Origin of the sequence: Parasedimentitalea maritima, from assembly GCF_005771405.1 — a bacterium.
Lineage (GTDB): Bacteria > Pseudomonadota > Alphaproteobacteria > Rhodobacterales > Rhodobacteraceae > Parasedimentitalea > Parasedimentitalea maritima.
Map to the genome: position 1 here is coordinate 281,549 of NZ_VAUA01000007.1, position 14,970 is coordinate 296,518.

At 53.9% G+C, this 14,970-nt stretch carries 12 protein-coding genes; 9 read left to right on the forward strand and 3 right to left on the reverse strand.

The window, feature by feature from the left end; translation table 11 throughout:
• Positions 1–888 (forward strand): branched-chain amino acid ABC transporter permease, encoded by an 888-nt coding sequence (locus tag FEE96_RS15435; protein ID WP_138164010.1) that lies wholly within the window; start codon positions 1–3, stop codon positions 886–888.
• A gap of 41 nt (positions 889–929) precedes the next feature.
• On the opposite strand, the gene FEE96_RS15440 is transcribed toward FEE96_RS15435, so the two are convergent.
• Positions 930–1,742: an IclR family transcriptional regulator gene (locus FEE96_RS15440; RefSeq protein WP_138164011.1), complete on the reverse strand. Its 813-nt coding sequence runs from the start codon at positions 1,740–1,742 to the stop codon at positions 930–932.
• Positions 1,743–2,173: 431 nt separating this feature from the next.
• Here FEE96_RS15440 and FEE96_RS23540 point away from each other — a divergent pair, with 431 nt between their 5' ends.
• Positions 2,174–4,909 carry a methyl-accepting chemotaxis protein gene (locus tag FEE96_RS23540; RefSeq protein WP_246079466.1) on the forward strand — a complete coding sequence of 912 codons (2,736 nt, stop codon included), beginning with the start codon at positions 2,174–2,176 and terminating at the stop codon, positions 4,907–4,909.
• Between the two features lie 122 nt (positions 4,910–5,031).
• Here the strand turns inward: FEE96_RS23540 and FEE96_RS15450 are convergent, their stop codons facing one another.
• A complete protein-coding gene (locus FEE96_RS15450) occupies positions 5,032–5,541 on the reverse strand; it encodes a TetR/AcrR family transcriptional regulator (RefSeq protein WP_138164012.1) in 510 nt (169 codons plus the stop codon).
• 97 nt (positions 5,542–5,638) lie between these two features.
• On the opposite strand from FEE96_RS15450, the gene FEE96_RS15455 reads away from it, so the two are divergent.
• The 7 genes from FEE96_RS15455 (at position 5,639) to FEE96_RS15485 (ending at position 13,626) form a co-directional block, all read left to right on the forward strand.
• Entirely contained in the window at positions 5,639–6,109 is a 471-nt protein-coding gene (locus FEE96_RS15455) for a DUF2269 family protein (protein WP_138164013.1), read from the forward strand.
• A 113-nt stretch (positions 6,110–6,222) separates the two neighbouring features.
• Positions 6,223–6,798 carry a DUF1295 domain-containing protein gene (locus FEE96_RS15460; protein WP_246079468.1) on the forward strand — a complete coding sequence of 192 codons (576 nt, stop codon included), beginning with the start codon at positions 6,223–6,225 and terminating at the stop codon, positions 6,796–6,798.
• A 218-nt stretch (positions 6,799–7,016) separates the two neighbouring features.
• Positions 7,017–7,769 (forward strand): 5-oxoprolinase subunit B family protein, encoded by a 753-nt coding sequence (locus FEE96_RS15465; protein WP_138164015.1) that lies wholly within the window; start codon positions 7,017–7,019, stop codon positions 7,767–7,769.
• Positions 7,766–8,797, forward strand: a complete 1,032-nt coding sequence (locus FEE96_RS15470) for a 5-oxoprolinase subunit C family protein (RefSeq protein WP_138164016.1) — start codon at positions 7,766–7,768, stop codon at positions 8,795–8,797. Before FEE96_RS15465 ends, FEE96_RS15470 begins: the two co-directional genes overlap by 4 nt.
• On the forward strand, positions 8,794–9,567 hold the full coding sequence (locus FEE96_RS15475; protein WP_138164017.1) for a LamB/YcsF family protein: 774 nt from the start codon (positions 8,794–8,796) through the stop codon (positions 9,565–9,567). The genes FEE96_RS15470 and FEE96_RS15475 overlap by 4 nt, the downstream gene beginning before the upstream one ends.
• A 179-nt stretch (positions 9,568–9,746) precedes the next feature.
• On the forward strand, positions 9,747–12,956 hold the full coding sequence (locus FEE96_RS15480; RefSeq protein ID WP_138164018.1) for a 2Fe-2S iron-sulfur cluster-binding protein: 3,210 nt from the start codon (positions 9,747–9,749) through the stop codon (positions 12,954–12,956).
• A gap of 265 nt (positions 12,957–13,221) precedes the next feature.
• Entirely contained in the window at positions 13,222–13,626 is a 405-nt protein-coding gene (locus FEE96_RS15485; protein ID WP_138164019.1) for a (R)-mandelonitrile lyase, read from the forward strand.
• Here the strand turns inward: FEE96_RS15485 and eda are convergent.
• Positions 13,605–14,270 carry a bifunctional 4-hydroxy-2-oxoglutarate aldolase/2-dehydro-3-deoxy-phosphogluconate aldolase gene (gene eda, locus FEE96_RS15490; protein WP_138164020.1) on the reverse strand — a complete coding sequence of 222 codons (666 nt, stop codon included), beginning with the start codon at positions 14,268–14,270 and terminating at the stop codon, positions 13,605–13,607. The genes FEE96_RS15485 and eda overlap by 22 nt on opposite strands.
• Positions 14,271–14,970: the final 700 nt, after the last annotated feature.

Sequence of the window (14,970 nt, forward strand, 5' to 3'; positions counted from 1 at the left end):
ATGGATCAGGTCATTCAATTTGCGGTCTCTGTCCTCAGCCTAGGCGGCACCTATGCCTTGCTCGCTCTTGGCTTGGCGATTGTGTTCAGCTTGCTGGGGTTTCTAAATTTTGCCCATGGCGATCTGATGACTATCTGCGGCTACGGGTTGTACTTTTTGCTGCTAACGGGAGTTCCGTTTCTTGTGGCAGTCCCCATTGCAATCGCGCTGGCTGGTCTGGCGGCGGTGCTGATGGAGCGGATCGCTTTTCGGCCGCTGCGTGGCCGCAGCCCGATGTCGCTGTTGATAACGTCTTTTGCGGTTTCACTGGCTCTGCATGTCTGTTTTCAGATTTTCATCAGCCCCAAGTCCAAACCGGTTCCAATCCCAAACTTTCTGTCCGGCTATTTCACCTTTGGCGATATCTATGTCAGCAAAGCGCAGATCATTGCTATTGTGATATCAGTTGCTGCGCTGCTGCTTTTGAATGCGCTGCTGACCCGGACACGGATGGGCATTGCGCTGCGCGCCTCGGCAACGGATTTTGATGTTGCGCGGATCATGGGGATCAATGCCAATAAGGTCATCATGATCGCTTTTGCATTGTCGGGCATATTGGCGGGTATTGCTGCGGTGATCTGGATTGCGCAACGTGGTGCGGTCTATCCGGCGATGGGGTTGACCCCGATGATAAAGGCATTGATTGCCGTGATCATTGGCGGGCTCTCCAGTCCTAAAGGCGCACTGTACGGTGGGTTTCTACTCGGATTGCTTGAAAGCACATTCCTGTTTGTTCTGCCGGATGAATTTGTTTTGTACAGGGATGCGGCGGTTCTGATTGCGCTGATTTCATTTCTGATGCTGCGTCCAAATGGAATCGTTGCAAGAAACGCTGAGCCAATGCGGTAAGGGCAATGGGGCCGACCATAGCACCACTCTGGAGTACGCGGCTAATGCGTTTGCAACGGTTCCTCTTGGGCCGTTGTCATCGCGCTGGCGTTTGTTGTTTCAGCTTCTATGACGGAACAATGCTGGATTGCTGCCGAGGCCCGGATGGCCTGAGCCTGAAGCACCGGTAAGGCGCGGTTTTGGATGATGGGCGTGATACGTGCCGTGGGGCCAACAATGCCGATGCTGAAAATCGCCCCCAGCCGTTCCACATTGATCGGAACCGCCACGCTTGAGACACCTTCGTCTATCTCGCCCTCACACACCGCATAGCCATAGCGGCGCACCTGGTTCAGTTCACGCAGGATTTGTTCGCGGTCGACATGGGTATTGGCGTTGAACCGCAGTGGGTTGGCCTCTAGCAAGTCGTCCCGCAGCTCGGTCAGGATAAAGGCGGCAATGGCCTTGGCCGAAGAACAGGCATGCGCCGGGCGCGGACCAAGTCCCGGATAAATATAGGAAACCTTGGGGTCGCTTGGGGTTTCGACATGGATCAGATCAACGCGCCCACCACGGTAGCGCGCCAAAAAGGCGGTTTCGCCCAGATCCTTGACGGTCTGCATCAGCATCGCCGACACCGCATTGATCACATGGGCATCCGATTTGCCGGTCAGAGCGATTTTTACAAAGCGCATCCCCAGCACATAGCGACCACCACCTTCGGTCTCTTCGACAAATCCACAGTCAACCAGGGCGGCGACGTTTCGATAGATCGTCGCTTTGGGTAAGCCGGTCATGCTTATCAGATCTGTGATGCTTATTGGCGAAGGAGCGCCAGAAATCGCTTCCAGAAGGTGTATTAGCCGTTCTTGCATGATCTTCTCACAATTGGGACCTCATTGCCGTACATTGAGGTAAGCTGTTTTTGCAATGAAAATCCAGCCGTCTCGCAGTGTCTTGGTGCAGCAAAAGCGCTGAGTGGCATCCTCCCACACACCTGCGCCTTACAGTCCCACGGACCAAGGCTTGCTATGAGATTATTTTAATTGGAAATTCGTATAGCGCACTGTGTGAGCAATTTTAAACGTCTTTCCTTTCCTGCTTAGTATTTTTTAACTCTCTTATTCAATCATGCGAATGTAATTAAGTGGCGCGCTATTGAAAAGTTGGGATCTATTAATGCGTTTGGGTGAAATTCACCGAGCGGCCATGACAGGCCAATTCTAACCGCCATTCCGTTTAACAAGCTCCTCGTCTGTCCAGATTTTGGGCAGACCAATTGATATTTGGTAAGATCAGGTGACCTATGACAACGCAGTCTACTCTTTCCCCTAAACGCCGACGCATGCCGTTTTCCAGTGTTGGCGCCAAGATTACTCTGATCCTCTTAGCGTTGGGCGCTGCATCTGCTGCAATCGGTATCCTAGTGACACTGGTCTTTGATCGGGTGGCCACCGACATGGACACATTGGCCCAGAATAAGCTGCCACAACTTGAATTGAGCAGCAGCCTGATTGAAGCGGCGAGTCAAACCAAGGACGCAATGGCAGTAGTGCTTTTGGCTACTGGAGCTGACCAGCTTGCAACGGGTGCCGAAAATATTGCGGCCGCGACCGCCCAGTTAAACGAGAGCATAGCCTTGCTGCCTGAGGAGGCACGCGGGGGGTTTGAAGAAGATGCGCAAAACGCAGCCAGTACATTGGAAGCTCTGGTCGTTGCCCGCAAAAATGCCTTTCGCAACAAGGCTTCAATCGAGGCACGAACTGCTGTGTTGCAGCAACTGAGTGGCAGATTGCAGGCCACGCTGGCCGAGCTCGCGGCTGAGTCCTATTCGAGCTTGAAGACGCGTGGCGAAGAAACCATGTCGTCGATTGATGACACTCTGATTGACCTGGTTGAAAACCAATTTGCGATGCTTCAGTCGTTGCTGGAAGCGCGTTCCGAAGTGAATTTGCTGTCTGGAACCACATTGGCGATCGGCACCGCGCGCGAAGACGCAATGCGTTCAACGCTCAAAGATATTGCGCTGGCATCGCTCGGGCGCCTGTCAGAAATCATCGAAACGGTTAAGGCCAATGGTTCCATTGAATTGAATATGGAAGCCATCAACATGTCGGTTGATACCTTTCAGGCGGCAATCGGCAGCGGCATGTATCAGACAGATGCCGACAGGCAAGAAGTGTTGCGGGCGCGTATACGTATCAATACCGAGCTTTCAACAGCCGTAGAGGACATGGTGTTTGTTCTGTCGATTGCTGCTGAAGACGCAGGAATTGAAAATCGCGAAGCAATTCAGGGGTTGTTGGACAATGACGTTAGCTTTCTCAACAAGCTGGTAGAAATCAACAGCTGGATCAGCAGCTTTCAAGTTGCCGCACTGGATGTGGTTGTCGCTCCTGGCATTGCAGAAACCACTGCTGCGGCAGAGATGCTGCAACAGGCTGCTAAGGCTCTTAAAGACTACACCGATTTCAACGATGGCGGTCTTGAAGGGGATTTGTCCGTTATGATTGCATTGGCCAGCCCGAAAAAAGGGGTTCCGGCCTTTAAAACGGCATCGCTCGAAGCGGATGCTACGGCAGCTAAGGCTGCGACGGATACCGCTGAAGCCGTTCGCCAGATTTCCCAACATGCAACGGCTTTGGGCTCTGCTAGTCTGGTTGAAATTGCGGCAATGGCCAAAGAAGTTTCCGGCGACATTTCCGTTGCGCAGGAACAAATGCAATTGGCACTGATCGCTTCGGGTGTGGTGTTGGTACTGGCTATGATTCTTACGCGGGTGCTGGTTCAGCGACCTTTGGTCAAGATCAGCGCAACCACCGAGCGGCTGGCTGAAGGCGACCTTAGCCCGGTCAGCGGGTTCGACCGGGCGAGTGAAGAAATTTACCGCATTGCACGTGCGCTGTCTGTGTTCCGCGACGGGTTGGTTGAAAAAGAAGAGATGTCCAAAGCCGTTGAGGCCGAACGGCAAGAGCGGATGGCCGAACAGGAAGCAGCCGTTTCCGCGATTGGGTCCGGTCTGGAGCGCCTTTCAAAAGGGGATCTGACCGTGCGTATTGATGACGACATGAGCGAGGGTTATGCTAAGTTGCGGGATGACTTTAATCAGGCTCTGGACACATTGAAAACGACAGTCTTTGAGGTTGTTAGTGCGTCTGAAAGCATCCGCAATGGTGCCACTGAAATCAGTCACTCGTCAGACGATCTGTCGCGCCGGACCGAAAGCCAGGCCGCTACATTGGAACAAACCGCAGCGGCTCTGGATGAGATGACAGCGAGTGTTAAATCGGCAGCCAAAGGGGCAACCCGGGTTGAGACGATAATGGCAGAGGCTAAGACGGAGGCCGAGGAAAGCGGTTATGTTGTAAAAAATGCTGTTTCAGCGATGACCGAAATCGAAGATTCAGCGCGTCATATTAGCCAGATCATTGGGGTGATTGATGACATTTCGTTTCAGACCAATCTGCTGGCGTTGAACGCAGGCGTCGAAGCCGCCCGTGCTGGTGAAGCAGGTCGTGGGTTTGCTGTCGTCGCGTCCGAGGTTCGTGGGCTGGCGCAGCGGTCTTCTGATGCTGCAATGGAGATTAAAACGCTGATCAGTGATAGTTCGAAGCAGGTCGAGAAAGGCGTCGATCTGGTTGGGAAGGCTGGCGATGCGCTGACCAGTATCTTCGATCGCGTAAACAACATCTCTCAGATGGTTTCGGAAATTGCGGTTGGGGCTGCGGAACAATCTACCGGTTTGAACGAGATCAATATTGGTGTGACCCAATTGGATCAGGTGACGCAGCAAAATGCGGCAATGGTGGAAGAGGCAACAGCCGCCAGCCATTTGCTAAATACAGATGCAAACAAACTGTCCTCTCTGGTGGCCCATTTTAGTATCGATGCTGGTGCTCAGAGCCAGGTTTCCTATGACCCCGAGCAGGCGAATGAGGCGCCGACCCCCAACGCCCATTTCGATGACTGGGACACGCCGGATATTGAGATGGAACCCGTTAAGGTATCCGGCGGGGGGGACGACATCTGGCAGAACTTCTAGGTCCGCTGCACAAGTGAATTTGACGCAAGTACTGTATGTAAGGCCAGCCAATGCGCTGGCCTTTCTTATGTGCGCAATCAACTGCGCGGGTTGCCTGAACGGGCCTGGCTATTGGCGGGGGTTTATATGGAGCGAAGGTTTGATGATGCCGCCCATGTGCCGCCGGACAAGTGGTCTAACAGCAATGTGCCCATGATCATTGCCAGTGTTTCATCTGTCTTGCTGGCACCGACGATCGCTTCAACCATTTTGCGATAAGTCTCGATTGAGACCTGCATGGCCTCATTTTCAGCGATTTCGGCTTTGCTTTTGTTACGCAGATAATCAAAAAGAAGCGCCATTTCAGAGCCGAAATCGACCTGCATCACATTGATCAGTTGCTGAATTTGCTCCTGTTGAGTTGTGCTCTCGTTGAGCACGCCAACATCAACCTGGGACATTACCTGTTCCGTACAGGCAAGAAATAGCGACTCTTTGTTGGGGAAATAGTGATAGAGCGCGCTTTTTGAAACGCCAAGATATTCCGCGATGTTTCGCATGCTCCCCCCGGCATACCCGTGTTTTGAGAAGTATTTCGACGCACGAAGCGCCAGGTCTGCCCGGTGGGCAGCGTGGTCAACAATTTTGGGCATGTTCTATTTCGTCCTATTGGTCGAAAAAGCATTGACATCATTTTGACGAAGCGTCTACAGGTATTAAATAGTCCAAATGGACGAAAAAGAGTTTTAGATGTTTGACCCTTACCTTGTTGCCAAGCTAGTCCACATTTTCGCCATTTCGATAATGATAGGGGCGACCCTAATTAGTGGGCTCATCCATGGGCAGGCCAAAACCGCATCGCCGGTTGAGGCGGCAGGGTTGTTGCGGTGTGTTCTACGCGTCAACCGCCTGCTTATGGGGCCTTCACTTGCAGTGATCGTGCTGACTGGTTTTTGGATGGTGCATACCCTGGGGTATGATTTGCAGACCGGATGGATAGCGACTTCGGTCGGAATGAGCCTTGCTCTAATCCTAGCTTTTGTCGTTGGCGCCCGAGTTGAACATCGTTTGTTGTATATCGCTACTGCTGCCGCCGCTAAGGCAGACATGCGCCTTCCTAAATATTATCAGCGCGTGTTTTTGCAAGCCGTTCCAATTGGCTTGCTTGCGCTGATCTTGAGTCTGCTCACGCTCGCCCTAATGATCTTCAAACCCTTCTAAGGTATATTCCTATGTCAAATTCCGGCGGCATCAATCGAGACCACGACCGATCAACCGGTCCCAAACTGATCTTTGCTGTTTTGCATGGCGCCCTCGTTGCGGGGTGCCTCTGGTTGGCCTTCGGTGGGCTGGATTGGGTGGATGAGCCCAGGGCGCGCATTCTTGCCCTATGTGCTGTGCTGTACTGGTTGCGGCATCTGGTGACGCTGTTTGTCCTTTTGCAACGCCGCGTCGCGATGTCAGAAGTGTTGGGACTCTCCGTTTTTATTGGCGTGTTTGAAATTGGGTTCCTGGTTCTTGGCGCTGGAGTCGTTTCCGGAGTGCTGACCCCATTGGGAATGTTGGACTGGGTAGGCGCAGGGTTGGTTTTGCTTGGTTCATTTCTCAACACAGTGTCGGAACGGCAGCGATGGAAATGGAAGAGAAAACCGTCCTCCAAAGGACGGTGCTACACGGGTGGGCTGTTTGGTTATTCGATGCACATCAACTATTTCGGAGATACGGTGCTGTTCACCGGGTGGGCGATTCTTACCGCTTCGGCTTTTGCTTTAATCATACCCATTTTTGTGACTCTCGGTTTCGTCTTTTTCCATATCCCGCCATTGGATACTTACCTCGCCGGTCGCTATGGGGAAGAATTTAAGGCCTATGCTAAGCGAACGGCCAAATTTATTCCCTTCGTGTATTGAACCCAATTTGTGACATGGCAAAATTATTTCATGTTTAGCTTGATGAGCGGAGGACGCGTGAGCTGAGAACGCAGGCCAATCGCTGACGATGTTTTTGCAGATCGCCGCGTTGTCAGATGTTTGAGGAGAGGGTAACAACTCAGACAGCTGTGTTTCCCGTGTTGACAGTCCGTCGTTCGCACCGCAACGCTGGCGCCGCACTAAAAGGGAGCGCGGATATGGGCGTGCAAGAGTCATCAAACTTTCCCGTGATACGGACGGTTGGACTTCAGGGGTTGTTGGTAACATTCGCTGACAAGCTGAGTGAGCCATCGAACCGCGCGGCGCTGGCATTTCAAGGCGCGTTGGAACAGGGGTTGATGACGGGCGTGATTGAGACCTCTACCTCGCTGGCCTCGGTTTTTGTGCGGTTTGATCCGTCTGAATTGTCGCACGACGTTCTGCGAGAGCAGTTACAGGGGTTGCTGGCGGATCGTGATTGGTATGCGGCACCGCTGCCCGAGGGGCGCAGGTTCTGGCGGGTGCCTACTGTGTATGGCACCGATTTGGCCCCACAATTGGCTGAAGCAGCTGATGCCGCTGGGATGACTGAGGCGCAGGCAATTGACAGTCTAGGCTCAGCTAGAGTGCGGGTTCTCACCATAGGATTTGCCGCGTCGCAACCATATTTGGGCACATTGGGTGAAGAATGGGATCTGCCGCGTCAAACTGAACTGACGCCAATGGTACCACAGGGCGCATTGGTGCAGGCGATCCGACAGTTTGTGCTGTTCACAGCACCGGCCCCCACCGGGTGGCGTCATGTTGGGCAGACCGGCATGCGCCTGTTTCGGCCGGAAATGGAAGACCCCTTTGCGCTGCGGGCTGGGGACGAATTGATATTTGAACCGGTGGCGCGGGCTGACTTTCTGCGGTTGCGTGAGGATGATCCATTGAATGGCGGCGCCACTGTGTCGGAGATCGCATCATGAACGGGTTGAAAGTCTTAAGTGCAGGTCCCTTGATGTCCGTGCAGGACATGGGACGCCCGGGCCTGTTGGAACGCGGTATTTCGCAGGGTGGGGCGGCGGATGTCCTGGCGCTTGCAGAAGGTGCGGGGTTGCTAAGCCAAGGGGCAGGACTGGCCGCGCTGGAAATGGGTGGAATTGGCGGCACATTTGAAGCCGTCGGTACGCTCCGCATTGCCCTGACCGGAGCACCAATGACTGCTACGCTGGATGGCGTTGCGCTCACCTGGAATGCCTCACATCTGGTGGAGGCGGGGCAGAAGCTGGTGATCGGTGCCGCGCGTCGTGGAGTGTATGGCTATCTCCATTTGGGAGGCGGCATCGATACCGACCGTTTTCTGGGGTCACGTGCTGCGCATCTGACCGGGGGCATTGGGCAGGCGGTGACGGAAGGCGACCTGCTACCAGCGGGACAGGATGCCCAACGTGAGATAGGTCTGGGACTTGAAGTTGAAGACCGGTTTTCGGGCGGTGCCTTGCGAATTGTCAAAAGCTTTCAGTCGTCTCTGTTTGCAGATGATGTGCTGGCGCGGTTTGGGGATACTCAATTTAATCGGGGTGTTCGTGCCAATCGCATGGGTGTTGAAATGGTCTCGGATGGAGAGGGGTTTTCGGCTGCGGGACAGTTGAACATCTTATCTGAGGTGATTGTGCCGGGTGATGTCCAGATGACCGGAGACGGAAAACCATTTGTGCTACTGCGGGAGTGCCAGACAACTGGCGGCTATCCCCGTATTGGCACAGTGCTGCCATGTGATCTGGCGCGGGTGGCGCAGTCTGGAAACGGCGCAGCCTTGCAGTTTGACTGGGTGAGTTTGGAGGAGGGCCTAGCCATTCAGGCCAAGCATGATGCCTTTGTCAAATCGCTGCCGGGGCAATGCCAGCCGCTGATCCGTGATCCCTTGGATATGGCGGATTTGTTATCTTATCAATTGGTCGGTGGCGCTGTTTCAGCCAATGCTGACCCCTTCGAGAATGGAGAGAATACATGACCAAATCGGTCGATCTGAATGCCGATATGGGCGAAAGCTTTGGTCCCTGGAACATGGGAGATGACTCGGCGCTTTTGGACATCGTATCGTCGGCCAATGTCGCCTGTGGTTTTCACGCCGGCGATCCCGATGTGATGGCTGCGACCATGACCCGCGCAATGGAGTGCAACGTGGGTATTGGTTCGCATCCGGGTTTTGCTGACCTGCAGGGGTTTGGGCGGCGCAAGATGCAGCTGTCCAAAGATAACCTGAAAAACACGGTACGCTATCAGCTAGGCGCGTCTCGTGGGATGGCAGCGGCGCTGGGCGGGCAGGTGCGTCATCTGAAACTGCATGGGGCACTGGCCAATATGTCCAGCGTTGATGCGGACATGGCGCGCGCTTGCTATGAAGCCGCTTTGGAAGTCGACCCTGATATCATTATCATGGTTCTGGCCGCCACTGAGATGGAAAAAGTGGTGCGCGAGCTGGGATGCAATTGGGCGGGTGAGATTTTTGCAGATCGGGCTTACAATGATGATGCAACGCTGGTTGACAGATCCAAACCCGGCGCGGTGATCCATGATCCGGCAGTCGCAGGCCCTCGTATTCTGCAGATGGTGCAAGAGGGGGCCATTATCACAGAAAGCGGTAAGCGTATTGCAACTAACATTGATACGATCTGCTTGCATGGAGACACACCAACTGCTGTTGCGCTGGCAGGAGCCGTACGCAACAGTTTGACCGAAGGTGGCATAGAAATTGCACAGTTTTCCGGGCGGCGGGGCTGATATCTTTGCCCGGCCAATTGGCCGGGCTTCCCATATAATGATGAGTTTTCTCATATTGTTTCAATTGAAAACAGCATGTTGGATGTGATTTAGATAATATTGTATATTGGATGCTATCAAAGTGATTGTCTTGTGTAGTACAAGGCTGCAACCATCACTGACCACCAGGATCCTTAGCAATGACTTTTCAGTTCTTTTCGGACAAAAATCGCCCAGTCCATTTAGGGCCTTTTCCGCTGGAACGACTTGCACGCGGAGTGATGCCGGAGCTGGCGGATGTGCCAGGGTTTCAGCCGTTGGATTTTCGCCGTCCAAATTTACCTGCGTCGATCGTCAATGCGATGGGCGAATATCAGGCAATGATGGATGCAATCCGCGATGGCATGGTCAATAAGGCCCGTGCCGAATGTCCCGATGATCCGCAGGAGCGCGCTGAGCATATCAAAGGCTTTGGCTATTTCTCCGATGCTTCGATGGTTGGCATTGGCCCAATGCCTGCCTCGGCCCGGTTGGATCAGCCGTATCGCAATCCTGATATTGATCGTTTGGCCGGAGATCTAAAAACTCGCCAGACCAAAACGCTGGCGGCAGGCATCGATGTCATTATGGCCGATCTGAAGGAGGCCATGAGCGCACCGCCCACCACCATTGGCGACCATTCGCGCTCCGTTGTGTTCCTGTACGACATGCCCCGTGATCCAAGAGCGGATGAACAAGGGTGTGAGTGGCTGGTCGATGCACAACAGCACCGGGCTTGTTTGCGTGCCAGCGAAACTGCGGTGGTGTTGGCCAATTATATCCGGTTGTTGGGTTGGGACGCCAAGGCGCATACGGGCACCTCGTCGGATGTGGATTTAAATCAGTTGGTGGTGGCGGCTGGGCTGGCCACAGTTGAAGACGGACAGCTGGTGAACCCTTATCTGGGGACACGTTTTGGCGTGGCGGTGGTTACGACAGATTTTGATCTGACAATGGATCAACCTCTGCTGCCAATGGATCAGCAACCAATGATGAAGGTCAAGGGGCCGCGCTGGTGGGTTGGACTTGGCTCGCAACGCTCGGCGCTAAATTTGGACCCCTTTAAAAAGCGCGACTATAAGGATGGAGCACATCCGTTTGAGACGCTGAAACGGGTTGAAGATCCAACAACCTATATCGACGAAGCCCGTGTGGCGCGGGTGCCGAAACGCGCCGACATGTTTGCCCGCGCGCAGTTTGGAGATATGGGCAAAGGTAATCAAAAGGCCGCCACAGGTGGCTTTTATGTGCGCAAAGCGGCGCCCTCGATGGCGCAGCGGCGGATGCTGGGGGCCTTTGTTCTTCTGCAAGATGGTGCCGGGGGCGGTGGGTCGCGTCCAACAGATGCCTCACGCAATGCGGCGAACATAAAGGCGACCAGCTACTGGCTGGGTGTCGATGCCGTTGGGATCAGCCGCTGCCCGGACTGGACGTGGTACAGCCATGATGCCACCGGCGAAGCGATCGTGCCTGAACATGACCAGGCGATCAGCATGATCATTGATCAAGGGTTTGAAACAACCGACGCGACCTCCGGGGATGACTGGATCGCCGTTGCGCAATCGATGCGCGCCTATTTGCGGTTTTCGCTGTTGGGCGGGGTGATCGCGCGTCAAATTCGCAATCTTGGATTTAAAGCCAAAGCGCATACGGTGATGGACGGCGAGGTGTTGCAGCCTCCGTTGTTGTTGCTCGCGGGATTGGGTGAAGTGAGCCGAATTGGTGAAGTGATCCTGAACCCATTTCTTGGGCCTCGATTGAAATCGGGTGTGGTGACCACAGACATGCCACTGGCACATGATCTGCCGATCGATTTTGGCCTGCAACGGTTCTGCGAGAGCTGCAATAAATGCGCGCGTGAATGCCCGTCTGGGGCGATCACGGCCGGACCCAAACGGATGTTCAATGGCTATGAGATCTGGAAAAGCGACAGCCAGAAGTGCACCACCTACCGAATTACCACTCCTGGTGGAGCGATGTGCGGTCGCTGCATGAAAACTTGCCCCTGGAACCTTGAGGGGCTGTTTTCTGAAAAACCTTTCCGCTGGGCCGCTATGAATTTGCCAAAAACAGCTCCGGCTTTGGCCAAGTTGGACGATATAGTCGGCAACGGTGAGATGAACGCTGTCAAAAAGTGGTGGTGGGATCTGGAAATGGAAGAGGACGGCGGTTATCGCCCGACCCGCAATCCAGTGAACGCACGCGCGCTGCAAAAGGATCTGAAGTTAAAGTTTGAAGACCAGACTTTGGCTGTCTACCCGGCCAATCTGGCGCCGCACCCCTGGCCTTATCCTTTCCCAATGGACCGTGAGGCCGGCATCGAGGCCTATCAGGCGATGGTCACAGCAGAAGAGTACAAAGCACGCCGGACTGCGGGTGAAACCGGGGAATGGGATCACATTTATAGCAGTGACAGTGACAGCCCGGTTCTGAGGGTCGAGGTTTCTAAGGTCGAAGAGATGAGCCCGGATGTCACCAAGTATGAATTCAGTAGCCTGGACGGATCGGAGCTTCCGGAATGGACTGCCGGTGCACATCTGGACATTGTCGTCGCGCCCGAATTCCTGCGTCAGTACTCAATGTCGGGTGACCCGGCTGACCGCAGCAAATACCAGATTGGTGTTCTGCGAGAAGATCAGGGCCGGGGTGGGTCGGCGCTTCTGCACCGGATCTTTGCTCAGGGACGAAAGATTTTCATCTCCAAGCCGATCAACCATTTTCCGGTTGTGGAGGGGAGCAAGAGCTTTTTGATGGGGGGCGGCATTGGTGTTACCCCGATGATAGCGATGGCGCATCAGTTGTATGCGCAGGGCAGGGCGTTTGAGCTGCATTATTCAGTCTCAAGCCGCGCCGGTGCTGGCTATCTGGAAGACCTAGCGGCGATGCCCTGGGCGCAAAACGTCAAAGTGCATGTTTCGGACGAAGGAACCCGCGCTGATCTGGATGCGGTGCTGGCCGGATACCGTGAAGGCTGGCATGTCTACACCTGTGGTCCAGATCGGTACATGGATGGGGTCATGCAGGCTGCTGAACGGCAGGGGTTTGTCGAAGAGGCACGGCATCTGGAGTATTTTTCAGTGCCAGATCTACCAGAGTATGAGAATTATGATTTCACCTTGAAACTGGCCAAGTCGGGGCGCGAATTTGTTGTGCCTGCGGACAAAACCGCAACCGATGTGTTGGCAGAGAATGGTGTACAGGTGGATGTGAAATGCGCCGACGGCATCTGTGGGGTCTGTAAATGTGGTTTGATTTCGGGTGAGGTCGAACATCGCGATTTTGTTCTGTCCAAGGCACAACGTGAGGTCGCGGTGGTTCTGTGTCAATCACGAGCAGCCCAAAAGGACGGTGTAATGGTTGTTGACCTGTAATTCCGATTCCATCGGTTGGGTTAACCGGGGCAACGGCACCCATATTGTTTGAGTTTCTGCGTTATTCGTCGAGAGCGCACCTAGGGATGTATTGTAGTCCATAGGTGTGTCTTAAAACCGGCTCTGCGTGTTTTGCTTTTTGCTGAGCTGGGGGTTGCGAATGTAAGTGCAGGTTTACCTGACTTGACAGATTATACTCTTGCCCCGACTGTCAGCAAAATTGAGTGCCTGCATATTTTCGAGTGAAATCAGTTTTGAGAGCAACATGGAACTAATTCCGGCCAACGAAAGACAAACCCAAAAAAGCGACCGAAGCTGGTTTACTGGCGAAGTTTGGCTAGAGACTATAAATCTAGCCCCAGCACCTGCCAGGCACCGGGCTGTTCATGTGACATTTGAAGCTGGCGCCCGTACGGCTTGGCATAGTCACCCGTTGGGACAGACAATATATGTGGTCGAAGGGGTCGGTGTCATTGGCACCCGGGATGCGTTGCCGAGAGTAATACGCGCCGGGGACTCTGTCTGGCTTCCTCCTGGGGAAGAGCATTGGCATGGTGCCGCTCCAGATGAAAAAATGAAGCACATTTCAATTCAAGAAGCCGAAAGCGGCTTTGTCACCACTTGGATGGAACACGTTGCTGAAGAGGACTATTCGACCTTAGCGGAATGATGTTCGTCATTGGCTGCTGATCTGTGGTGGCCATTGTTCAATTGACGCGCTTGGTGTGCCAGTTGACGGATGTCGCCCCAGAGTTCCGCTTTTTGCAACTCTAACGGGGCTGGCCAACTGCCACTTACACAGGCCACATTCACCAGTTCCAAGTATTCATGTGCGTTGGATTGGGAAATCCCTCCGGTTGGGCAAAAATGTATCTGTGGAAATGGGGCGCCGAGTGCTTTCAGTGTTGCAACCCCACCTGTCGCGGCGGCGGGAAAGAACTTTATGAGATCAAATCCCCGATCCAGCAGCTGCATAATCTCACTGGCTGTGGCTGCACCTGGTAGCAGTGGAAACCCATGTTCCTTGCAACAATCGATCAAACTGTGGGCGAATCCGGGAGAGGTGGCGAAAGTCGCACCAGCCTGAAGAGCCTCCATGGCGTGCTTGGCGGTCATGACGTTCCCGGCTCCAATTGTTGCGCCAGGGACGCGGGCCATTAAAGACATTGCTTGCAAGGCGACCGGAGTGCGTAGAGCGACCTCCAGAACAGGCAGGCCTCCTGCGACCAAGGCTTCCGCTAACGGTACCGCATGGGCGAGATCCTCAATAACCAACACAGGGATGACCGGTGCCTGACGGCAGATCATATGCATTGAAGGTACCGCATTGGGTCGCTGCTTAGGGCTCGGCTGTAGTGTCGGCTGGGACGACGGCACGATCATATCTGATCACCGGTTATAGTCAGCTGTGCGAGTATCCGGAGGGCCGGGCAAGAAATTCGGGCGCATTCTTTGAGGTTTAGGTGCTCGGGACATGCAAAGCTGTCGGTTGTTTCCTGGGGGCGTGGTGTCGCCATTGCTTGGGTCATGGTTTGGATTACCTTTGTATCAGGATTTAGGGCGTGCGTGGGAAAGGTAAATGCCCGAACGTCATTGTCGATATCTTGCTCTGGTGGGTTGGTTCTAAAGCTGCTGGCCTTCTACCTTAGTCTGAGGGGGCAGCGAGTTGGACGGCTTGGCGAGATGCATATTGTTGAATTGGCATGGAGCTGTTTCAACGACTCGCGATGAATCATCGTGCTTTAGTGGTCTGAGTGGTTTCGACTACTATATCTGGATGTTTTGCTCGAACTTGTAGTCACTGTTGCTTAACCCTTGTTGGCCTGAGCAAAACCAAAAGCCTAGAAAGCGCACTATTTTCTGAGTAATTCATTTGTTTTCAGCATGTTATAAGAAAAACTCAAAAAGGTAGATTTAGCGCTTGCGGGTTTGGTTGGATAACCCTAGAACCCCCCTTACCGGCGGCGCTGAGGCGCTGCTAGAGACGCTTCGGAGAGACGGAGGGACACGCTGG